A 21,957-nucleotide genomic window follows, 5' to 3' on the forward strand; every position below is an offset into this window, starting at 1 on the left:
CTCCGGCATCCGGAACCGCGGGGGTACCCTTAACAGAAGCGAGACTATGGAAGCACATCTGAATGTTAGGGAGCGGATTAAGTTCCTGGGTGATTGGCTCGAACAACAAATCATCGGCCAGGAAACCCTGGTCAACCGAATTTTGATCGCCCTGCTGGCGGACGGCCACCTGCTGGTGGAAGGTGCGCCCGGCCTGGCCAAGACAAAAGCGATCAAAACTCTGGGTGAGGCTATTGAGGGTGATTTTCATCGCGTCCAATTTACCCCGGACCTGCTGCCGGCGGATATCACCGGTACCGATATCTACCGCCCGGAAACCGGCGAGTTCCATTTTCAACCCGGACCGGTGTTCCACAATCTGGTGCTGGCCGATGAAATCAACCGCGCGCCTGCCAAAGTGCAGTCGGCGCTGCTGGAAGCCATGGCCGAGCGCCAGATCAGCGTCGGCCGAAAGACCTACCCGCTGCCAGAATTATTTCTGGTGATGGCAACTCAGAACCCTATAGAACAGGAGGGCACTTATCCGCTGCCAGAGGCACAGTTGGACAGGTTCCTCATGCAGGTGAATCTTGCCTATCCCGATGCCGGTGCGGAAGCAAAAATTTTACGACTGGCCAGATCCGAGGCAAGTCTTGGCGAAAATCGCCCTGCCGAAATCATCAGCCGCGATTCCATTTTCAGCGCCCGCCAGCAGGTCCTCGAAATGCAAATGGTGGAAGCTGTAGAGACCTACATTGTCCAGCTTGTCATCGCCACCCGCGAGCCGGCGAAGTATGACAGTGAGCTGGCGTCCTGGCTAGATTTTGGTGCCAGCCCACGCGCGACCATTGCCCTCGATCGCTGCGCGCGTGTCTACGCCTGGCTCAACGGGCGCGACTTTGTCACCCCGGACGATGTCATGGAGGTGGCGCCGGACGTACTGCGCCACCGGCTGCTGTTGAGCTTCGAGGCCGAGGCCGCCGGAGTCGACGCGGAACAGGTGATACGGCGCCTGCTGCAGCTGGTACCCGCTATCTGATGACTCAGGAAGCCTCCCATACCGAGCTCAGCCCCCGCGGAGCCTACCCTGCCGTTGGGCCCATGGTGCAATTGCGCCATATCGCCCGCCAACTGCAATTGTTCAGGCCCCGCTTGGCGCGCAGTGACCAGGCCGGCAATCTGCTGACCCGCTACCGGGGACGCGGCATGAACTTCGAGGAAGTCCGCGACTACCAGGCAGGTGACGATGTACGCTCCATCGATTGGCGCGTCACCGCACGAACCGGTAGTGCACATACCAAACTCTACCAGGAGGAGCGGGAGCGGCCGGTACTGATTCTACTGGATCTCCGTTCGCCGATGTTTTTTGGCAGCCGCCGCGCCTTTAAATCCGTGGCCGGTTGCGGCATTGCCGCGGCACTCGGCTGGGCCGGCCTCCAGCACAGCGACCGCATCGGTGCCCTGCTGTTCTCCGACCAGAGCAGCGAAACGGTCCGTCCCCGTCGCAGCCACCATTCAGTGCTGGCCATGATCCACGGCATGGTGGCACGCGCGGGCGCCCTGCAAAACCCCGCCGCCTCCGCCGGCAACCAACCCCTGAGGCTGTTGCTGGAAGAGGCGCGGCGCATAGCCAGGCCCGGCAGTGCTATGTTCCTGATCAGCGACTGCCACGACCTCGACGAAAGCTGTGCCCAGCCCCTGTACCTGCTGACCCGCCACGCGGATTTGCAGATACTGCGGGTCAGCGACCCCTTTGAACGCCGGCTGCCGGACCAGTCCCTGACCATTTCGGATGGGGTGCAGCGCACCTTTCTCAATGCCGGCAACCGTTCCCTGCGCGCGTATTTCGCCACCAGCCAGGCGGAGGCCCGGGCCGCCGTAGAGCAGCTCTGTCGCCGACACCGGCTGCCGCTATTGGATTTTGACAATACCCAACCGGTAGTGCCCGCACTGCTGCGCGTTTATGGCGGGCGCCAGGCGAAGCCTGCCCGGACGGGGAGACCCAGGCAGTGAAGCTACTCACCACACAGCAAAGTCCCCAGCCACAGTCAGCGGAAGTGCAGGCGCTGCTGCAGCAAATGCGCGATGTGCATGAGCCAGCGGCGCCCGGCTGGTGGCCTCCGGCTCCCGGATGGTGGATGCTGGCACTCCTGACTCTGGTTCTGGCAGTCGTGGCGGTCATCTGGCTGCGCAACTCGCGCCGACGCCGGGCGCGAAGCCGCTATCGCATTGAAGGGGTGCGCCTGTTACGCCGTCTGGACATCTCTGCCCCCGACGCCGCCCAGACCGCCAATGAGCTACTCAAGCGGGTCGCTGTCACCACTTACGGCCGCGCCGCTTGCGGTAATCTCACCGGTGCTGGCTGGCTTCAGTTCCTGCGCGATACCGCAGACGTCGAATGTCCGCGAGAAGTAGAGGACCTAATCGGTGAAAAGCTCTACAGCGGTGCAGTCGGTAACCCGGCCGAAATAAACACCGTACGGGAGTTTGCCATCAACTGGGTGCAGCATCACAAGGCACAAATACCTCTGCAGACCGCCGGAGAAGGGGGTACTGCCGGTGTTTGAGTTTGCCCTGCCATGGGTTTTTGCCCTGTTGCCACTGCCACTGCTGGCGCGTCTATCCCTGCCCCGCGCACGCCCACTCACCAGTGCGCTCAAGGTGCCCTTTTATGCCGAGCTGTCCCAGCGCGGCGAAAGCAACCCGGTCAACCGTTTTAATCTCCTTCTGCTCTGGTTGATCTGGCTGCTGCTGGTTGCCGCTGCCGCCCGACCCCAGTGGTATGGCCAGCCCATCAGCCAGGCCAGCAGCGCCCGCGACCTCCTGCTGGCAGTGGATATCTCCGGCAGTATGGAAACCCCGGATATGCTGTTAAACGGCCGCCCGGCAATGCGCATTCAGGCGGTAAAGGATGTGGTTGGGGACTTCGTCGAGCGGCGCAAAGGTGATCGCCTGGGCTTGGTGCTGTTCGGAACACGTGCCTACCTGCAGGCACCTCTCACTTACGACCGCAACACCGTAGATACCCTGCTGTGGGAGGCGCAGATTGGATTTGCCGGCCAGGGCACCGCCATCGGCGATGCCATTGGCCTCGCGGTAAAGCGCCTGACCCAGAGGCCCGCACAGCAGCGGGTGCTCATATTGCTTACAGACGGCGCCAATACAGCGGGTGAAATAGCGCCGCTCAAGGCCGCCGAACTGGCCCAGCAGGCCGGTGTTACCGTCTACACCATCGGTATCGGCGCGGAGGAAATGGTGCAACCGGGCCTGCTGGGCAGCCGCTTCGGCGCCCGCCGTATCAACCCGTCCCGGGATCTGGACAGCGACACTCTGCAGGCTATCGCCGAGCGCACCGGTGGACGCTTCTTTCGCGCCTACAACCCCCAGGAGCTGGCACAGATCTACGCTGAACTCGACCGCCTGGAGCCAGTCGAACAGGAGGCGGCCAGCTACCGCCCGCTGAAATCACTCTATACCTGGCCTCTGGGCACCGCCCTGTCACTGGCCTTGATATGGGCTCTAATTCCGGCATTTTCCCGCAGTACCGGGCAGCGCATAAGTCGGGAGATATCGTGAACGAACTGAGCGAATTCCACTTCCTGCGCCCTCTCATCCTTTGGCTACTGATTCCGGCGGCGCTGTTGTGCTGGAAACTGGCTCGCACTCTTTTGATCAGCGGGCAGTTGCAAAAAGTCATCGATGCGGAGCTGCTGCCTCACCTGATATTGGCCGGCGGGACCCGGCGCCCCTGGCTGTTTGCGTTGATTTTCTCGCTGTTGGCGGCCAGTATCGTCGCTCTCGCCGGCCCCTCCTGGCGCAAGCTGCCCACCCCGGTGTACAGCAACCAGGACGCGCTGGTAATCCTACTGGACCTGTCGCCATCCATGATGGCAACGGATCTGTCACCAAATCGGCTTACCCGCGCCCGTCTGAAGATCCTGGATATTCTGCGCCAGCGGAAAGACGGTCTCACCGCTTTGGTCGCCTACGGAGGCGAGGCATATGTGGTCACGCCCCTGACCGAGGACACCGCCACCATTGCCAACCTGGTCCCCGCCCTGTCGCCCGCCATCATGCCGGTCCCCGGCAGCAACATCGAAATGGCTGTCGAAGCGGGGATCCAACTGCTTAAAGACGGCGCCAACGGCCGCGGCAAGCTGTTGGCGGTCACCGACGGTATCGCCGAAGAGGCACTGGAAACTGTGGCCGGGCTGGTGTCTGCCGCCGGCGTGGACCTGTCGATCCTCGCCGTCGGCAGCGGCGAGGGCAGTCCCATACCACGCGGCGCCGGTGGCGGCTTTATTACCGACGACAGTGGAGCCATTATTATCTCCGGGCACGACGCGCGGCAATTGCGCCGCCTGGCCCGCAGTGGCGGCGGCGATTTTGCAGAAATCACGGTGGACGACAGTGACATCAGCCGGCTCTTCGCAGAGGAAGAGACACCTCAGCAAGCCCAGCTGACGGAGCGCGAATTCGACCAGTGGCGCGAGGAGGGGCCCTGGCTGGTGTTGCTGCTATTGCCCCTGGCCGCACTGCTGTTCCGCCGCGGCGCCCTCGCCTGCGCGCTTCCCCTGGCGTTCCTGTACGGGTTGCCCCAACCGTCCGCAGCGGCCGACTGGCAGGAACTCTGGCTGCGGGACGACCAGAGGGCCAAGCAGTTGCTGGATGCCGGCGAGGCAGACAAGGCAGCGGAACTGTTCAAACAACCCCAGTGGCGCGGCACCGCCAACTACCGGTCGGGAAATTTTCCCGCAGCACAGGAAGACTTCGCCCGCGGCAACAGTGCCGACAGCCTCTACAATTTGGGCAACAGCCTGACCCAGCTGGGACAGTATGATCAGGCCATTGCGGCCTACGATGCGGCATTGGAACAGCAACCCCAACTGGCCGATGCGGAATACAACAGGGACATCGCCAGAAAACTCAAGGAACTGCAACAGCAACAAGATCAGCAGCAGCAGGGTCAGCAACAGGATCAGCAGGGACAAGAGGACCAGCAGGGCGAAAACCAGCAACAGTCCGCAGAACAAGGTGCACGGGACCAGGAAAGCCAGGGTGACCAACAGCAGCCCCAGCAAAGCCCGGAATCCCAGAGCGACGGCTCCCAGGCCCAGCAACAGGAGCAATCCCAGCAGGGCGAGGGGCAAACTGGCGAGCAGGAACAGTCGGAACGGCAAGCTGCCGAGGGAGAATCCCCCGAAGATCGGGGACAGGAACCCGAGGGCCCACAACAGCAGGCAGGGGCTGAGGAAAGCCCTCTGGACCCGGAAACCCAGCAGGCGCTGGACCAGTGGCTGCGACAGATCCCCGACGACCCCGCCGGCCTGATGCGGGAAAAATTCAAGTATGAGAGTCTGCAACGCCGCCGCGCCTATCGCAGCGGCGAGTGGCAGCCACCGGAAAATGGAGCTTCGCAGAGATGGTGATGGCCGCCGGACGACATCCCGTAAATTCCCCTTTGTGGCACTGGTTGTGGGGCGCGCTCCTGCTGCTCACGGCTCTGACCGCACAGGCATCCGACCTGAGTGCCTCAGTCAACCGCGACACCATTGGTATCGACGAAACTCTCAACCTGCGCCTGCGCTATACCGGCAGCGAGAGCGGTGGGCAGCCGGACTTCGAACTTTTGCAGCAGGACTTCGATATCCTCTCGCGGCAGCAGTCCAATCAGTATCAGGTGATCAACGGCCGCGCGGAAAGTTTTGTGGAGTGGACGCTGACACTGGCCCCCAAGCGCCAGGGCAAACTCTTCGTGCCATCCCTGCACTATCAGGGCAGTGTTTCCAACGCCGTACCGATTACTGTGAAGGACGCCAGCACCACACCCGGCGCCGGAGACCGGCAGGCATTCCTGGAAGTGGAACTGGATAAAGACCAGGTCTACGTTCAGGAACAGCTGTTGGTTAAGGTTCGCCTCTACACCACCATCGGCCTCCACGATATAGCGACTGAACCCCTGCAGATTCCCGGTGCCCATGTGGAAAAGGTGGACGAACAACGCTATGAGCGCCGTATCGGTGGTGTCAGCCACGCCGTCTACGAACTGACTTACGCTGTCTACCCGGAAAGCTCAGGCGAACTGAAAATCCCCGCCCTCAGCTATGTCGCCATCGCCGGCCGCCGCGATCCCTTCTCACTGTTTAATCGCAATACACAGCGACTGAGACTGCGCTCCCAACCCAAGGTCATTCAGGTAGTTCCCAAACCGGCGAGCTACAGCGGTGCCCACTGGCTCCCCGCCGCCAGCCTGGGCATAGTGCAGAGCTGGAGCCAGGATCCAAAGCACTTCAAAGTGGGGGAACCCATCACCCGCATCGTCACCGTCCGCGCCGAGGGCCTGAGGGCCGCACAGCTGCCGCCGCTGCCGCGGCTGGAGGTGGAAGGCTTGAAAACCTACCCGGACCAACCACAGCAGGACGATCAGGTGGACTCCAGCGGCGTTACCGGCAGCCGAATCGAGACCACCGCCATTGTCGCCACCCAGCCAGGTGACTATCAGCTGCCGGAAATAGTCATTACCTGGTGGGACACCAAGACCGGGCGGCAGAGGGCCACGCAGCTGCCGCCATTTCGATTCACAGTAAGCGGCAGTGCCGCGGGCGCCAAGCCGGATCAAACCGGGGTGGCGCCGGAGACCCGTGTCAATCTGACCGCACCCACCGCCGAAGATAATTTCTGGCGCAATTTGGCCCTGGCAGCCATTTTCACCCACCTGTTTTGGGTTTTGTATTTTCTCTACCAGAGAAAAAAACGAAATCCTTCCTCGCGACTAAAAGAAACGCCGCGAACCGATAGTGGCGGCGAGGCATCGGCTTTATTGCAAGCGGCAGGTGACGGCGACGCCGCTAAATTAATGGCGGCACTGGACAACTGGCTACATAGCCGCTGGCCGGAAACCCGTGGCCAGAGTCTCGCCGAGGCCAATCGCAATCTGAAGCTGGAAGATTTACAGCAACTCCAGGAACTGTTGAGTTCAGCGCTTTACACAACGCCTCCCCAACCCCTGGATCGCCAACGGGTACAACTGCTGGTTGAGCGGCTGATCCGGGTGGCGAAAAGTAAACAAAAGCCGGTGGAAAACAGCGCATTGCCGGCGCTTTTTTCCTGAGTGTCCAGTTTCAATGATTAGCCCGGCAATCTTTTTGACGGTCGGGTAAATACCTTGAGCAAGTATCCCAGGGATCTATGGCAGAGATACGGGCGACCTATCTACTACCCAAATGGTTAAAAAGCTATCGGCGACAGTGGCTGCCCGGCGATGCCACTGCCGCGCTGATCGCAACCATGATGCTGGTTCCACAGGCTCTGGCCTACGGAACCCTGGCCGGCCTGCCACCGCATATCGGTCTCTATGCAGGTCTCTTTCCGCTGATTGGCTATGCGCTGTTTGGCACCAGCAGCGTGCTTTCCGTGGGACCCGTGGCGGTACTGGCCCTGATGACCGCCTCGGCAGTATCCCCAATCGCCCCGCCCGGCACCGATGCGTATATCGAGGGCACTATCCTATTGGCGGCGCTCAGCGGTGTTTTTCTGCTGGCTATGGGGCTATTGCGGCTGGGCGCCCTGTCCAATCTCCTCAGCCACCCCGTGATCAACGGTTTTGTCTCCGGGGCCGCCACCCTGATCATCCTCGGCCAGGTGGGTCCGCTGCTCGGGGTGGAGAGTTCCGGCAACACCCTTGTGCAATTGATTTCAGTCACCATAAGCGACTTGGAGACGATTAACCCCTTCACCGCCACAGTGGGTGTGACGGCGGTGGCAATGCTGATCTGCGCCCGCCTCGGCCTGGCGCGACTGGCACGGCGCCTGGGTCTCAACGAGTCAGGCGCGAAGCTGCTGGCCCGCGTTGCGCCCATGCTGGTGTTGCTGCTGGCCATAACGCTGGCCTACTTTCTGCACTGGGATGAACATCTCGAAGTTGTCGGCAGTATTCCCGCCGGGTTGCCCAAGTTGGGACTGCCGGCCATTAACTGGGGGCTGACCTACCAGCTTTTGCTTCCGGCACTGATTATCGCGCTACTGGGTTTCGCAGAGAGCCTGTCGGTTGCCCACGCCATCGCGCAGAGGCGCGGTGAACGGCTGGATCCGAATGCGGAACTCTTCGGCCTGGGCGCAGCCAATCTCGCCAGCGCCTTTTCCGGGGCATTCGCCGTAACCGGCAGTTTCGCCCGCACCGCCATTAACGACGAAGGCGGCGCCCACACCCCGCTGAGCGGCGTGATGGCAGCCCTGCTCATGGTGCTCGTCCTCTTGTTTTTGACCGGACTCTTCGAGCAGCTGCCGCTATGTGTCCTGGCCGCCACTATCATTGTGACGGCGGCCAACCTGATCGATGTTAAAGGTTTTGTGCACAACTGGCGTTACGATCACGCCGATGGCTCGGCCATGGCGGGCACTTTTCTGGGTGTACTGATGTTTGGTGTGGAGGCGGGCATAGGCCTGGGTATCGCCCTGTCATTCGCCACCCTGGTCTGGCGCAGCAGCCGACCCCATATCGCTGTAGTGGGACGGGTTTCCGGTACAGAGCATTTTCGCAATGTGCTGCGCCATACGGTGGAAACCCGGCCGCAGATTCTTTTTCTGCGCATAGACGAAAGCCTGTTCTTCAGCAATATCAGTGCAGTAGAGGACCGGTTGCTGAGTGAGCTGAAACGCCATCCGGACATACGCCATCTGGTATTGATTCTGTCCTCGGTGAACCGCATTGACGGAACCGCCCTGGAGCGCCTGTTCCAGGTGAACCGCGACCTTAAAAGCCGCAATATTTGCCTGCATCTGTCCGAGGTCAAAGGGCCGGTACTGGACCGCCTGAGCCGCTCAAAATTGCTGGGCCAACTGACGGGGCGGATTTTCCTGTCCACCTACATCGCTGAACTGGCACTGCGCCAGGATACGCAACAGGAACCGCAGGCGGGCCAAACCTGAGCCGCCCCCTGTACGCAGCCATCGGATACTGGCAAAATATCCAGTATTTGGCCGACAAAGACCATGTCTTCCTCCCACCTGACAGAAGAACAGCAGGCGATCGCAAATCACCCCGGTGGCCACGCCAAAATCATTGCCGTTGCCGGTTCAGGTAAAACCACCGCTCTGCTGCACTATGTAAAAAACCGACTGGGGAAAGGCACCGCCGCCAAACACATGCTGGTGCTGATGTACAACCGCAGTGCACGGGAGGATTTCGAGCAGCGCCTGGGACAACTGATCGACGGCCCGGTACCGGCGGTGCAGACCTTCCACAGCCTCGGGTATCGCCTCTACCGGCGCATGATCGCCAGAGGGCAGATTGCACAGGCGAACCTCACCCCCCTGTCCCAGGCTTCGGTCCAGCTGCAGATCTGGAAGGCCATCGAACAGTGTGCTCCGCCCGCGGAACTGGACGATATCCGCGCCCGTAAACAGGCGGAAATGGAAGCGGCGGAATGGTTTATCGACTACACCAAGACCATGCTGAGCGGCGATCTCAGTGCATTTCAGGAGCTGGGGCTCGGGGATGAACACCTGTATTTTCTCAAGGTCTTTCGCACCTTTGAGCAGTGGCGTCACAGCCAGGGGGCGGTAACCTACGCGGACCTGATTTACGACCCCGCCCTCCTGCTCAGCTTATGCCCCGATATTGCCGAACAATACGGCGGCTTCTACCAGGACATCCTGGTAGACGAATATCAGGACATCAACGAAGTACAGCACTTCCTGTTGCGCGTACTGCACGGAAAATCCGCTAATGTGATCGCCATCGGCGACCCCGATCAGACAATCTACGAATGGCGCGGCTCCAAACCAGCCTATCTGCTCCGGCATTTCGATGGGGATTTCCCACTGTCAAAAATCTATCACTTGAGCCGGACTTTTCGCTATGGCCACAGCCTGTCACTGGCCGCAAATCACTTTATCCAGAACAACCGCGAACGCGCGGATATTCTCTGTGTTTCCGCCAGTGACGAGACGAGTACAAACATCGAACTGGTGGGCACAGACCGGGAGGTGGCCTGGCTGACGGATCATTTGAGACGGCGGCAAAAAAAGGGGCTGCCTCTGTCATCGGTCGCAATTCTCGTGCGTCTCTGGTCGGTCGCCGCACCTATCGAACTGGCGCTGCTCGCCGGGGGCATTCCCTATCGCTCGGCAAACCGCAACACCGTTTTGTCCCGCCGCGAATTGCGCGCCCTGTTCTGGAGCCTCAACATCGCCTCAGGCCGCTTCACCCAACTAGCGCCCCAACGCCGCCAGCAGGGTCTCTACGATTGGCTCACCGCGCCGCATGCGCGGATCGCCAAAAAAGTCCTCGAACCCCTGTGTGCCCAACTGGCCCACCTCGACGGGGACTGGGGTCGGCATCTTATGGGTTCGCTGCCCAAAAGTCTCAGCCGGGCGCAGGCGAAACGGCTGCGCCAGCGGGCACGGCTGCTGACGGAAATAGAACAGTGGCGCGGCCTTGCCGGGGAACTGCTGCGACGCCATATGGGTGAACTGGACTACCTGAATGGTATTGCCGCCGACAGTTTTACCCGTCAGCAGGGGGAAGAGCGGCGGCAAACAGCGCTGGCTTTCCAGTGCTACCTGGACGGTCTCAGGCAATCACCGGCAGATGCCCTGGCACACCTGCAGGAATTGCAGCAACAGCATTTGGACGGGGTTCAGACCAGCACTGATGCCGTACTGATCACGACCATGCACCAGGCCAAAGGCCTCGAGTGGGATCAGGTAATTATTCCTTCACTGACACAACACAATATGCCGTATCTGCCGCAAAGGGATTTATCCACCCCAACCAAGGTGGAAAGCGAGCGGCGATTGATGTACGTGGCCATGACCCGCGCCCGCAGCCAGTTATACCTGCTGACATCAGCGTTCAAAGCACAAGAGAGCGACGGGCGGGAGCGACCTTCGCCGTTTATCGAGGAAATGCATCTGCCACTCTGCGGACTCATTGAAGAGGGCCTGCGCTCCCGCCCCCGGCAGCTGCACAGCCCGCATCCGGTCACACCCCTGGTACTGCGCTACCTCGACGCTTGCGACTACAGCCCCGACATTCATGCTCTCCCCCCGGCTCAACGGCGACCAGCCCCTGGAGAAGGCATCCGCCACCGCAAACTCGGTCAAGGGCGGGTGCTCAAATGGGAGGACCAAAGGGTGGAAATCCTATTCAGTGATCGAAAAATCCGTCGTTTTGACTGGCAGGCCCTATCCCGGCATCTAAGATAGGAAAGTAAAACCAGGGCAAGCCGCAGATAATCTACAGGCTGTTGAAAAAGGAATTCTCAACAGCCTGTTGTCCCGAACAGAGATATTCGAGTCGCAAGTCAAGCGTGTAACGGCTCGATTTATCGTGGAGGGTTTGCGGACATGCACCGCAAACCCGGGTTGAGGAAAGCCGGGAAAGGCTTTTTCAACGGGGGAAACTAACGCTGGACATCACCTGTACTGTAAGCCAACTGCTCAGTGACGTCGAAGAAGAGCGCATACTCCTCACCGGACTCGGGGTCCCGCACCTGCATCTTGTCGTAGATGCCGTACTGGTCGTAGACGATGGAACGATCGAGCACCTGGAGCCCTTTGAGGCGCACGAAACCCCGCAGCTCGGAGGTGGTGATGGTTCGGTAGGCGCTGTTCTCACTCCTGCCATCGCCACTGGCTTCAATGGAACCCATAAGGCCGTCAACCATATAGCGATGCCTGTCCTCGCGCTGCAGATCCGCAGCGCGGCCACTACAGACCACGCCGATCATATGCGCTTCCAAACTCATAAAGTTGCCGGACAGCACCTGGTCCACATATTTGAGGCAGGCATCGTAATCGCCATCCTCCACCGCCTTATAGGCCTCCGGCAGCCCCTCCAGCCTTACACCCCCATAGGGGTTGTACTCTGTGGACTGGGCGTACGCCCGACGCAGCTGATCGAAGTTCAGAGTGAACGAAAGCCTCTGCGCCTCCGACAGCAAACGGTGGTACTCGCTCACATGAACCGGTGCGGCGGGACTCTGTTCAGCCCCGGTCGCAGTGCGCGGGGGGTTACTGCTGCAGGCGGCGAGCAGCAGGCCTGTCGAAAGCATGGCGCCCGCCAGGATCGAATTTCTACGCTTGGGTCTTACCATCGCCTGTTTCCGCCTCCGGTTTTACTTTACGGCCAAAAAAGCCTCTCTGTTCCGTTTCCGGCTCTGCAGTTTCCGGCTGCAGAAAATCCCGCAATTTCGCCTGCTCCCACATGGCATCCTGGTACCCCAATTCCATCAGCTCGCCCAGAAATGGCTTTTCGAACAACAGGTAACTGGCTGCCGAAGCGCCTCCGCCCGAAGTAGTGGCGCCGGTGGCACGGAACAGCCAGCGCAGCGCCGATGGCAGATAACGCACCTTGCGCCCCGCCAACCGGTCCAGGCTCTGAGAGGGCTCTATAACCGCAGACTCCACCGGGCGCAGTGGCGCCAGCTGCAACAACTCATCCCCCGGCACAGCGTCGAGTAAATGGTTGACCCTGTCCAGGTGTTCCAGGTCCCCTTCGAGACTGTCGATAAATGCCGCATTGAACAGCTGTCCAGCTATCTGCGCCATCGACGGCGAATGTCTCGGCGTCATAGAACGACGCTTGCCCCAGTGCACCGGCGACCGGTTGCTGGACACCCCCACGACGAACACCCGGCTGGCGCCCAGATGCAGGGCCGGACTGATCGGGGCCAATTGGCGCACAGCTCCGTCCCCAAAATAATCGTTGCCAATCCTAACTGTGGGGAAGAGCGTGGGTATGGCGGTGGAGGCCATCAAATGGTCCGCGGTCAATATCGTACGGGTACCGTAACGGCGGAAGCGGCGCCACTCGCACAGGTCTTCCATCCCCTGGAAAAAACTGACGGATTCCCCGGCGCTATAGGACATGGCATTGACACAGACAGCGCGCAGGCGCCCCTGTTCAATATTCTGCCGCAGGCTGCCAAAATCAATCGCTTGGTCGATCAACTGCCGTAACGGCTGGTTGTCCAACAGCGCCAGCGGCTTGCGTCGCGCCACCCCCTGGTTGAACAGCGAGCGGGAAATCGACAGCACATTGCCCAGCAGACTGCGCCAGCTGCTGTTGTAGATCTGCTCTACGGTCAATTCCGCCCAGAGCGCACACAGGCGCTCCACTGCCTCGCGAAAAGTACCCCTATGGGAGGCCAGTAACAGCGCGTTTACGGCACCCGCGGAGGTGCCGCAGATAATCTGGAATGGATTGGGGCTTTCCGCCGGTGTCAGCTCCGCCAGCGCCTTCAGCACCCCGGCCTGATAGGCAGCGCGGGCACCGCCCCCGGACAGCACCAGAGCACTGGACTTGTGGGTCAGCTTGGGTATCTCTCTATTAGCGGTCAATTTATCCAACCAGTACCGGCTTGCATCAGAGTAACAGCCCCACTCGCAGGGGGCACTCCGCGGTGCCGTCGCCCCCCTCCGGGCCCACTATCATAACAGGGTCGCCGGCACAAAATCATGACTCAGCCGTCAGCCTGGACACTAGCGGTTCGCGCTCCGGACAGGCCAGGGACATATCCACCACATAGCGGCCGATGCCGTGCCCCCGATGCAATCGCGCGAGAAACTCCGGTACCTGCTCCAGCGAGATGTCTTCGGCGATCAGGTCCAGCTGTCTGCCGATATACCAGTCGCCCGCGAGGCGCTGCCACACGGCGCTTTTTTTCGCCAGCGGCAGCTCCACACTCTCCACCCCAAGGAGGCTGATGCCCCGCAGGATAAACGGGAATACATTGGCCTGGAACTGGGCCCCCGCGGCCATGCCACAGGCCGCCACGCCGCCCCCGTAGGCCAGGGATTTCACCACATTGAAAAGTGTTTCCCCACCGACGGTATCCACCGCCCAGGCCCACAGTGGCTTTGCTATCGCCTTGCTGGCAAAGGGGGCAAGGGTTTCCCGGTCGAGGACTTTCTGCGCCCCCAGCGCAGTCAGATACTGGGTTGATTCCAATTTACCTGTCACCGCCGCGACCCGAAATCCCAGATGGGCCAACAGCGCCACGGCGATAGAACCAACGCCACCGGTGGCACCGGTCACCAGCACCTCGCCATCCCCGGGTTTGGCACCGGCCTCCAGCAGCTTTTCCACGCACAGGCCAGCGGTCAGGCCGGCAGTGCCGAGAATCATGGCCTCCCGCAGGCTCAAGCCGTCCGGCAGCGGCAGAGCCCAATCCGAAGGGATACAGATGCATTCACTGTGCCCCCCGGGCGTGTTCATTCCCAGGTCATATCCTGTGACCAGGATTTTGTCACCCGCCGCAAAAACCCCGCTCGAATCGCTGATCACGGTACCTGCGGCATCAATGCCCGGGGTGTGGGGGTAATGCCGGGTCACGGCGCGATTACCATATGCCGACAGGGCATCTTTGAAGTTCAGCGACGAATGGGACACCGCCACCAGCAAAGGATAGTCGGGCAATTCCTGTATCTGGCGCTCAACTAACCGCTGGTCAAACTTACCGGGGGCCACTTCCTCCACCAGAATCGCACGAAATCCTGTTTTCATACTGATTGGCCTCCGTTCCTCCCAACCCTATCCCGATTGGCGCGCCCGCAATAAGGTGGTCCTTTTAGTTTCTCTTGGATCACTTCCGTAACAATACTAGCGCACCGGCTTTTGCCAGCTGACGGCAGTACCCGAGACAGTGACTTAGGCCAACCTGGTACTGTCCTTTACCCCATCATCGGGCCACCTATTGGGCCTGGTGGCGCCAGGCGGCCAGGCGTGAGAAGAGGCGTACAAGCGCAGCCTCCACCCCGGTTTGCACCGCCAGGCCCATTTTCTTGGCAATATTTCTCCTTTCCTTGTACTCCACCAGGTACAACTCAGCATCGCGGGCCCTGCCGGTGAGGTATTCATCCGAAGTCTTCAGCTCGTCGACCAGTCCCAGCTCCAGCGCCCGCTGGCCAAACCAGACCTCTCCGGTGGCAACGCTGGCCACATCCAGTTGCGGCCTGTACTCCGCAACAAAATGCTGAAACAGCACATGGATATCTTCCAGATCGCTCTGGAATTTCTCACGCCCCTCCTCGGTGTTTTCTCCAAACATGGTGACAGTGCGCTTGTACTCACCCGCAGTGAACAATTCAAAATCCACGTCGTGGCGTTTGAGCAGGCGGTGAAAGTTCGGCAGCTGCGCCAGTACACCAATGGACCCAAGCATGGCGAAGGGCGCGGCAATGATACGGTCTGCCACGCAGGCCATCATATAACCGCCACTGGCAGCCACTGTGTCGACGGCGATGGTCAGCTTGATTCCCGCACTGCGCACTCGCGCCAACTGGCTGGCGGCCAGCCCGTAATTCGCAACCATGCCACCGGGACTTTGCAGACAAACAACCACCTCGTCGGCGGGTTCAGCTACCTGAAGAATGCCAGTGATCTCCTCGCGCAACTGGGACAGTGCGCTGGCTTTGATGTCGCCATCGAAATGGGCGACGAATACCCGACTGGCGTCTTCGTCACCCCTGTCCCCAGCTTTCGTCGGTGTGTGTTGGTCACCGGCCTCGGCGTCAGCCTCGCCCTGCTCCGGCACCGGGGTGTCGGTACTTTCGAGGTCCGCGCGCCGCACCGATTGCGCCGGCTTTTGCTTGCGCCTGGCCTTGTGCTTGTCCTGTAACGCCTTGGCCGCGGCTTTGTGCTCCTTGGCCTGCTGCTTTTTGACGCGGTGGAACTCCCGCTTGTCCATCACCGCTTCCAGCAGTGCATCTTTCATCGCCTCATAGCGTTCGTTGAGATGCGAAACCCTGATGTGCCCCTGGGACCGCTCCTTCAGATGCTCGCGGTTGGCAACCACAAAGCCAATGACAACCAAAAGCACCGCTACCATTGTGACCACTTTGGCCAGAAAAAGGCCGTATTCACTGATAAATTCCACTGAGACTCCCACTCTGAATCAATTTATTGGCCGTCGGCCAAACGCGTTATTGCTACTGCCATGCCTCCAGTGCCGACTCCGCCTGCTGGTTCAGCGGCCGCGCCAACAAACCCGCATGGCTGATCCGCACATCGTAAACCGCACCGTCCCGCATGGGCACAAAAGTCGCACTGCCGTATACGGTATCGACAAAAGGCAAGCCATCACCGGCCTGCCGCAGAAATTGCCACACATCAACGCCGTAGTTGCTGCCCTGCAGTTGATGCACTGTTCGCTGTTTGACGCGCTCATCCTGCAGTGTCAGATAACGGCCACTGATACGGTCCAGGCGGTAGGCCGGTTGAATTCCCCAGCGCGCCAGCGGCCCCTTCCATTTGAGTATACGCGCGTCCAGCTGCCACTGGTCCCCCCTGAGTTCCACCTCCCGAATCAACCCATCCTCATCGGCAAATTTGGTCAAAAAATGCTGGGGGTCAATTTCGCGAAACGACAGGGTTCCGACACTCTGCTCTTTGGCGAGGTTGCGATAACTGTATATATCGGCCGCCACCAGCACCACCATCAAGGCGGCGCCACACAGGGCGAGACCAATGGCCCCACGAATAAAACCAAACAGCCAGCTGCCGCCAACCAGCACCCGCCCGCCCCAAAAAACCAGTAGCAGCGCCAGCATGGCAACAAGCAGCGCAATCGCTATGTACATGGTGTCAGAACTCCCGTTGACCGGCCCCGCGAGCCGCAATTTCAGCAAAGGTCCTTATCAGCCGCCCGGACAGCGTTTCGGCCGGCGGCACTTCGGGCAGAGCCCGATAGTGAAACCAATCGGCCTCGGCGATCTCCTCCCCATCCACGCGGATGTCCCCGCCGGCCCAGTGCGCCAGGTAGCCCAGCATCAACTGGCCGGGAAAAGGCCAGGACTGACTGGCGACATACTGCACCGGCCCCACTTCCACGGATACCTCTTCGGCGACTTCCCGCACCAGCGCCTGCTCTGCACTCTCACCCGGCTCGACGAACCCCGCCAAAGCCGTAAAGAGGCGATGGCGGTGATGGGTATGGCGGGCCAGCAGGCATTTCTCCCCCTTGATCACCAGCATAATGACACAGGGGGAAATACGCGGGTAAACGGTGAGATGACAGCGGGGGCACTCGCGGGCGCGCTCACCGGCGTGATAATCCGTGGGCGAACCGCAGCGGCCACAAAAACGGTGGTCGCTGTCCCAGTTGACCACCTGAACCGCACGTCCCGCCAGGGCAAAAAGTGACTCATCCACAAGCCCGAGCAGGCTGCGCAGCCCGCGCCACTCGCAGCCGGGAGCCTCTGCCTGGGTGGCCAGGGCGTGCACCCCGACCGGCTCGCCGCCGAGTTCACCCAGGTAGTGGCTGCTGCCAATCGCACCCCCCGGGAACCGGTTGCCCCGGTGCAGAAAATCGCCGTCGCGACATAGGAGCCATCCATCCGCCACAAAGATATGACGGGCAAAAGGTGGCTCGGGGCGCACTTTCGCGGCGGGGACAAAAACCTCGTTCAATTTGGGCTCCAATCAGGCGACCTCTACCGGATAGCCCAGTACCGCCAGGCTCTCGACCGCCAGATTGAGGGACTGGACATCCGCTTGGCGATTCAGCTTGAGTTCGCCCAGATAGTATTCCAGGCTGATGATGGCGTCCGCAAACACATCCAGAGATTGCTCCAGCTCCGGTGCCACATCGCGCCTTTCCATCACCGTCTCCACGAAAGCCATCAGCCGCTCGACCACGGCGGCAGCCCGACTCAGCCCCAGTGCCAGCAGACCGCCCCGCAGTGTGTTCAGGGTGGTCGGCACATTGCGGATATGGCCGTGGTCAAACTCGGATTCCGCGTAGGAAGCGAGCGCGCGCTTGATCATTGACAGGCCCGCCTCCGCTTCGCGCAGCACCGCCTGCTCGGCTTCTGCCAGCTGGCTGCCCTGCAGTGAGATATCCGCGTGGCCGTACTCGTCCAGGTCGATACTGGCGCTCTGGCGCAGCACCCGAACGGCGCTGTCCACCTGCAGCACCTGGCCGGTCAACCGCTGCAGTACCGCCGGCGGGATCTGCCCCCCACCATCACCGCCCTGGCGAAATTCCATTAGAGCCGCCCGCAAGCCGTCGGACAATCGCTTGAAATTGAGCAGCTGCATGGTCCCGGCAATGCGCTGCAGGCTGCCGATGAGACCGCTGTCTCCCCCCAGGTCATCCACCACCGAAAGCGATTCGGCATCATCCAGCATGCGGCGCACGCCGGCCAGTTCCTCTTCCAGAGCCTTGGCCACTGCATTGATCGCCGTGGCCCCGGGGCCACCCAGGCTGGCCCTTTCACGCTCCAATTCCTCGTCGTTGTAGCCGAGAGGCTGCACCGCAAAGGCTTCCAGGATTTGATCACCCTGCCCACCGGGCCCCGCCAGGGCCACCCAGTACAGACACTCCCTGACCAGCACCGGTGGCGACGGCTGATCCAGGGCACTGTCCCCCTGCTTCTGCAGGGCCCGCAAACTCCGGTCCAGCATACTGAACACCATGATACGGGAGCGATTGGGACGCATTTCCCGCACTGCCATGGCACCCAGAGCCTCCCCGGCCAGGGCCCAGAGTTTGCCGTTGGGGCGGCCGGCAGAGACGCTTGCCACCCGCTGCAGGGCCCGCGCCATCATGGTAAAGGCGGGCTTCAGGGGTTTACCCTGCAACAGCGCCAGCAGCCCCAGTTGATACATATGGCGAAACCGGCGCAGAAAAGAATTGAGCTCCTCCGGCATCACCGCTGAGGAGGCGACTCCGGGGACATTGGCATCCAGGCGACAATGAAAAAAGTGGCTTTCGGACACCGGCGAGTGGCCGCGCGCAAGACGCAGATTGTTGATGTAGGGTATCAGCAGCTCCGGGCGGGCGACAGCCCGGCTCTGCACGACTTCGAGGTAGCGGGACAATACGTAAAAACTGGTGCCCAGGCTATCCAACAGCTCTGCAACCACTTCCTGCCGGCCCTGCTGTACTTCGAGCAGCGCCGCCAGCATCTCCTGAGCCAACAGCTCCCCGCCTCTCAGCTGCACCAGTTGCAGTGCCCCACCGGCTTGCCGCAACATCGCCAGGCACTGGTCAATGGCCTGCTCATTCACCCGGTCGGCGGCAAACTGGTCCAGGTGGGACGCCGCTGCATCAAGGGTAGCCGCCAACTCGTCTTTGACCAGACTGACCGAGGTAAGGTTAATCTCTCGCGCTTGGGTCACTGCTTCACCACTGCAATAAAATGTCACAAACGAACAATAAATGACCAAAACTTACAGGTTTGGCCGACGTATGAGCAATCTATCCTAAACCCACAAAGAATCCAGCTTTATATCCAGATATTCCACCAAGTAATCGACAATTCCGCGGTTGACATGGAGACAATGGCCACAGCACTTGAATTTTCCCGGGAACTGGGTAGCGTTCATTACCCGCCGGCATACTCCGGGAAGCCCCCAGGTGGGCAGCTTCCCCCTATGCGTGGCACAATGCGGCTACTACTGCTGCCCCAGGGCTCACCGGCGATGCGTACTGAATGCTAACTCTGCGACCGCCGCAGCCATCGTGAAATCGACTTGGCAGGGCCCCGGGAGAGGGGTCGAAAAACAACCGAGGAAGTGAGAATGACTACATATAACAATGCGGTGGCCGCAACCGGTAGCGGCCTCAGCCGCGCATTTACAGAAAATTTCCTCGGCGAGGCACCGGACTGGTACAAGCTGGTAATCGCCCTCTTCCTGATCGTCAACCCTCTGCTGCTCTATGTGAGCACGCCCTTTGTCACCGGTTGGGTTCTGATTGGCGAGTTTATTTTCACTCTGGCAATGGCCCTGAAGTGTTATCCGCTGCAACCCGGGGGACTGCTGGCCATTGAAGCGGTGCTGATGGGGATGACTTCAGCCGATGCTGTCTATTTTGAAATCACCGACAATTTTAAGGTGATTTTGCTGCTGATGTTTATGGTGGCCGGCATCTACTTTATGAAGAGCCTGCTGCTTTTTGTGTTCACCAAAATTTTAATCAATATTCGTTCCAAAACACTGCTGTCACTGCTGTTTTGCAGTGTGGCAGCAATTCTATCTGCATTTCTCGACGCCCTGACGGTAACCGCGGTTCTGATTGCCGTAGCGGTGGGATTTTACTCAGTCTATCATCGTGTCGCCAGCAACCGCCCCCATCACCATCACGACCACGACCACTCCACCGATGACCATGTGGTGGAGTACCATCGCGAAGACCTGGATCAGTTCCGCGCATTTCTGCGCAGTCTCATCATGCACGGTGCCGTGGGTACAGCGCTGGGTGGTGTCTGCACCCTGGTGGGTGAACCACAAAACCTGTTGATCGCGGAGAAGGCAGGCTGGGAATTTTTGCCGTTTTTCACCATCATGGCGCCGGTCACTATTCCCGCCTTTATTGCCGGCCTGATCACCTGCGGGCTGCTGGAAAAACTGGGAATCTGCGGCTACGGAGCCAAGCTTCCCACCGCCGTTCGCGAAGTTTTGGTGATATACAATCGGGAACAGGAACAGCGGCGAACCCCAAGGGACATTGCCGAGCTGTGGGCCCAGGGAATCGTAGCCGTGGTACTGGTTCTGGCGCTGGCCTTTCACGTGGCCGAGGTGGGGATCATCGGCCTGATGATTATTGTCCTGCTGACCGCCTTCACCGGGGTTGTGCAGGAGGCCCGCATCGGCCACGCCTTTGAAGAGGCGCTGCCCTTTACCGCTCTACTGGTTGTATTCTTCGCTATCGTTGCCGTCATTCACGAACAACACCTGTTCGAACCGGTCACCCTCTTTGTCTTGGGGCTTGAACCGCAACAGCAGCCCGGAATGCTGTTTCTCGCCAACGGTATTCTGTCCATGATCAGCGACAACGTATTCGTGGCCACGGTTTATATCAACGAAGTGGAAGCGGCCCTGACCGCGGGCGACATCACCCGTGAACACTTCGACAAGCTGGCGGTGGCCATCAATACCGGCACCAATCTACCCAGTGTCGCCACACCAAATGGCCAGGCGGCCTTCCTGTTCCTGCTCACCTCCGCCCTGGCACCCCTGATCAGGCTGTCCTATGGACGCATGGTGATCATGGCTCTGCCCTATACCCTGGTGCTCACAGCCGTGGCATTCACCTGTGTCGTGTCAGTGCTTTAACCATTAACCAAGAAAAAGGGCAGCGGATACTGCCCTTTTTAATTTGCCCTGCAATCCGATAGATGATCCCCCATAGACCGGATTGTCGCCCTTGAAAGCCTGCGTATATCCCGCGGAAGCGCACACCTTTTCAAAGGCCTGCGAAAACCCCTGCCGGGCGCGGTACACCCCGGCCCACGGCCCCTACCAAAAGTGTTTGCCGGCGGTTTTCTCGAGCAAATTCAACATGGTCTGATGTCCCTCCAGCTCTTCCGCTGTTGCCGATACCACCGGAAGTGGCTGGCGGTCGCCAGCCAGTCTGCGCACGGGACCCGCGGCAGACTCCGCCTCCAGGCCCCTTGCACCCTCATCGCCGCGGATATCTCCGTCCTGGGTCAGTGCAAGGCCCGTCTGGCCCCCCGTCATCAGCAGAAATACATCGGCGAGGATTTCCGCATCGAGCAGGGCGCCGTGCAGATCGCGCTGGGAGTTGTCGACGAAATAGCGTTTGCACAGCGCATCCAGACTGTTTTTTTGTCCGGGGTGCTTTTCCCGTGCCAGGGCTAGCGTATCGAGGACACTGCAATGGTCCGTCACGCGCCGCCAGCGCGGGCTGGCGAGCAATTTGAGTTCCCAGTCAATAAATCCCACATCGAAGGGTGCGTTGTGGATCACCAGCTCCGCGCCTTCGCAAAAGCTCATAAATTCATCGGCGATCTGGGCAAATACGGGCTTGTCCTGCAGGAACTCATTGGTAATTCCATGTACCTCGATAGCGCCGTCTTCAACCTCCCGCTCCGGGTTGATGTACTGGTGGTAGTGGCGCCCGGTCAGTTTTCGATTGACCAGTTCCACACAGCCAATCTCGATAACCCTATGTCCCGTTTTCGGGTCCAGTCCGGTGGTTTCTGTATCCAAGACTACCTGTCTCACCT

General features: G+C 60.3%; 17 protein-coding genes. 9 read left to right on the forward strand and 8 right to left on the reverse strand.

All coding sequences use genetic code 11. The annotated features are described in order from the left end of the window. Positions 1 to 46: 46 nt before the first annotated feature. The 8 genes from AB1S50_RS02255 (at position 47) to AB1S50_RS02290 (ending at position 11,187) form a co-directional block, all read left to right on the forward strand. The gene (locus AB1S50_RS02255; protein ID WP_367148756.1) at positions 47 to 1,018 is read left to right on the forward strand and encodes an AAA family ATPase; all 972 of its coding nucleotides are present in this window, start codon (positions 47 to 49) and stop codon (positions 1,016 to 1,018) included. Next, positions 1,018 to 1,992 carry a DUF58 domain-containing protein gene (locus AB1S50_RS02260; RefSeq protein WP_367148757.1) on the forward strand — a complete coding sequence of 325 codons (975 nt, stop codon included), beginning with the start codon at positions 1,018 to 1,020 and terminating at the stop codon, positions 1,990 to 1,992. Before AB1S50_RS02255 ends, AB1S50_RS02260 begins: the two co-directional genes overlap by 1 nt. Beyond that, the gene (locus tag AB1S50_RS02265; RefSeq protein WP_367148758.1) at positions 1,989 to 2,546 is read left to right on the forward strand and encodes a DUF4381 domain-containing protein; all 558 of its coding nucleotides are present in this window, start codon (positions 1,989 to 1,991) and stop codon (positions 2,544 to 2,546) included. Before AB1S50_RS02260 ends, AB1S50_RS02265 begins: the two co-directional genes overlap by 4 nt. Next, the gene (locus AB1S50_RS02270) at positions 2,539 to 3,555 is read left to right on the forward strand and encodes a vWA domain-containing protein (RefSeq protein WP_367148759.1); all 1,017 of its coding nucleotides are present in this window, start codon (positions 2,539 to 2,541) and stop codon (positions 3,553 to 3,555) included. The genes AB1S50_RS02265 and AB1S50_RS02270 overlap by 8 nt, the downstream gene beginning before the upstream one ends. Next, entirely contained in the window at positions 3,552 to 5,408 is a 1,857-nt protein-coding gene (locus tag AB1S50_RS02275; protein WP_367148760.1) for a VWA domain-containing protein, read from the forward strand. Before AB1S50_RS02270 ends, AB1S50_RS02275 begins: the two co-directional genes overlap by 4 nt. Continuing rightward, positions 5,369 to 7,090, forward strand: a complete 1,722-nt coding sequence (locus tag AB1S50_RS02280; protein ID WP_367148761.1) for a BatD family protein — start codon at positions 5,369 to 5,371, stop codon at positions 7,088 to 7,090. The genes AB1S50_RS02275 and AB1S50_RS02280 overlap by 40 nt, the downstream gene beginning before the upstream one ends. Positions 7,091 to 7,167: 77 nt before the next feature. Beyond that, entirely contained in the window at positions 7,168 to 8,907 is a 1,740-nt protein-coding gene (locus AB1S50_RS02285) for a SulP family inorganic anion transporter (protein ID WP_367148762.1), read from the forward strand. Positions 8,908 to 8,970: 63 nt separating this feature from the next. Then, positions 8,971 to 11,187, forward strand: a complete 2,217-nt coding sequence (locus tag AB1S50_RS02290; RefSeq protein ID WP_367148763.1) for an ATP-dependent helicase — start codon at positions 8,971 to 8,973, stop codon at positions 11,185 to 11,187. Positions 11,188 to 11,384: 197 nt separating this feature from the next. On the opposite strand, the gene AB1S50_RS02295 is transcribed toward AB1S50_RS02290, so the two are convergent. From AB1S50_RS02295 to AB1S50_RS02325, 7 genes are all read right to left on the reverse strand, one after another. Continuing rightward, the gene (locus AB1S50_RS02295) at positions 11,385 to 12,077 is read right to left on the reverse strand and encodes a DUF4919 domain-containing protein (protein ID WP_367148764.1); all 693 of its coding nucleotides are present in this window, start codon (positions 12,075 to 12,077) and stop codon (positions 11,385 to 11,387) included. Next, on the reverse strand, positions 12,058 to 13,323 hold the full coding sequence (locus tag AB1S50_RS02300) for a patatin-like phospholipase family protein (RefSeq protein ID WP_367148765.1): 1,266 nt from the start codon (positions 13,321 to 13,323) through the stop codon (positions 12,058 to 12,060). The genes AB1S50_RS02295 and AB1S50_RS02300 overlap by 20 nt, the downstream gene beginning before the upstream one ends. A gap of 115 nt (positions 13,324 to 13,438) precedes the next feature. After that, positions 13,439 to 14,488 carry a YhdH/YhfP family quinone oxidoreductase gene (locus AB1S50_RS02305; RefSeq protein ID WP_367148767.1) on the reverse strand — a complete coding sequence of 350 codons (1,050 nt, stop codon included), beginning with the start codon at positions 14,486 to 14,488 and terminating at the stop codon, positions 13,439 to 13,441. A gap of 187 nt (positions 14,489 to 14,675) precedes the next feature. After that, the gene (gene sohB / locus AB1S50_RS02310; RefSeq protein ID WP_367148768.1) at positions 14,676 to 15,860 is read right to left on the reverse strand and encodes a protease SohB; all 1,185 of its coding nucleotides are present in this window, start codon (positions 15,858 to 15,860) and stop codon (positions 14,676 to 14,678) included. A gap of 52 nt (positions 15,861 to 15,912) precedes the next feature. After that, a complete protein-coding gene (locus AB1S50_RS02315) occupies positions 15,913 to 16,563 on the reverse strand; it encodes a cation/multidrug efflux pump (protein WP_367148769.1) in 651 nt (216 codons plus the stop codon). 4 nt (positions 16,564 to 16,567) lie between these two features. After that, positions 16,568 to 17,392, reverse strand: coding sequence for an NAD(+) diphosphatase (gene nudC / locus AB1S50_RS02320; RefSeq protein WP_367148770.1), 825 nt, complete (start codon positions 17,390 to 17,392; stop codon positions 16,568 to 16,570). A 12-nt stretch (positions 17,393 to 17,404) separates the two neighbouring features. Beyond that, positions 17,405 to 19,105 carry a hypothetical protein gene (locus AB1S50_RS02325; RefSeq protein WP_367148771.1) on the reverse strand — a complete coding sequence of 567 codons (1,701 nt, stop codon included), beginning with the start codon at positions 19,103 to 19,105 and terminating at the stop codon, positions 17,405 to 17,407. 402 nt (positions 19,106 to 19,507) lie between these two features. Between AB1S50_RS02325 and nhaB the strand changes: the two genes are divergently transcribed. Beyond that, the gene (gene nhaB, locus AB1S50_RS02330; protein WP_367148772.1) at positions 19,508 to 21,043 is read left to right on the forward strand and encodes a sodium/proton antiporter NhaB; all 1,536 of its coding nucleotides are present in this window, start codon (positions 19,508 to 19,510) and stop codon (positions 21,041 to 21,043) included. A gap of 183 nt (positions 21,044 to 21,226) precedes the next feature. On the opposite strand, the gene dnaQ is transcribed toward nhaB, so the two are convergent. Next, positions 21,227 to 21,955 (reverse strand): DNA polymerase III subunit epsilon, encoded by a 729-nt coding sequence (dnaQ, locus tag AB1S50_RS02335; RefSeq protein ID WP_367148773.1) that lies wholly within the window; start codon positions 21,953 to 21,955, stop codon positions 21,227 to 21,229. Between the last annotated feature and the right edge of the window lie 2 nt (positions 21,956 to 21,957).

This window comes from Microbulbifer discodermiae, from assembly GCF_040742695.1.
GTDB lineage: Bacteria > Pseudomonadota > Gammaproteobacteria > Pseudomonadales > Cellvibrionaceae > Microbulbifer.

Excerpts from the sequence above, each read along its gene's own strand:
- AB1S50_RS02315 (WP_367148769.1), bottom strand. The coding sequence starts at position 16,563 with ATGTACATAGCGATTGCGCTGCTTGTTGCCATGCTGGCGCTGCTACTG.
- AB1S50_RS02305 (WP_367148767.1), bottom strand. The coding sequence starts at position 14,488 with ATGAAAACAGGATTTCGTGCGATTCTGGTGGAGGAAGTGGCCCCCGGT.
- AB1S50_RS02255 (WP_367148756.1), top strand. The coding sequence starts at position 47 with ATGGAAGCACATCTGAATGTTAGGGAGCGGATTAAGTTCCTGGGTGAT.
- nhaB (WP_367148772.1), top strand. The coding sequence starts at position 19,508 with ATGACTACATATAACAATGCGGTGGCCGCAACCGGTAGCGGCCTCAGC.
- AB1S50_RS02290 (WP_367148763.1), top strand. The coding sequence starts at position 8,971 with ATGTCTTCCTCCCACCTGACAGAAGAACAGCAGGCGATCGCAAATCAC.
- AB1S50_RS02285 (WP_367148762.1), top strand. The coding sequence starts at position 7,168 with ATGGCAGAGATACGGGCGACCTATCTACTACCCAAATGGTTAAAAAGC.
- AB1S50_RS02295 (WP_367148764.1), bottom strand. The coding sequence starts at position 12,077 with ATGGTAAGACCCAAGCGTAGAAATTCGATCCTGGCGGGCGCCATGCTT.
- AB1S50_RS02260 (WP_367148757.1), top strand. The coding sequence starts at position 1,018 with ATGACTCAGGAAGCCTCCCATACCGAGCTCAGCCCCCGCGGAGCCTAC.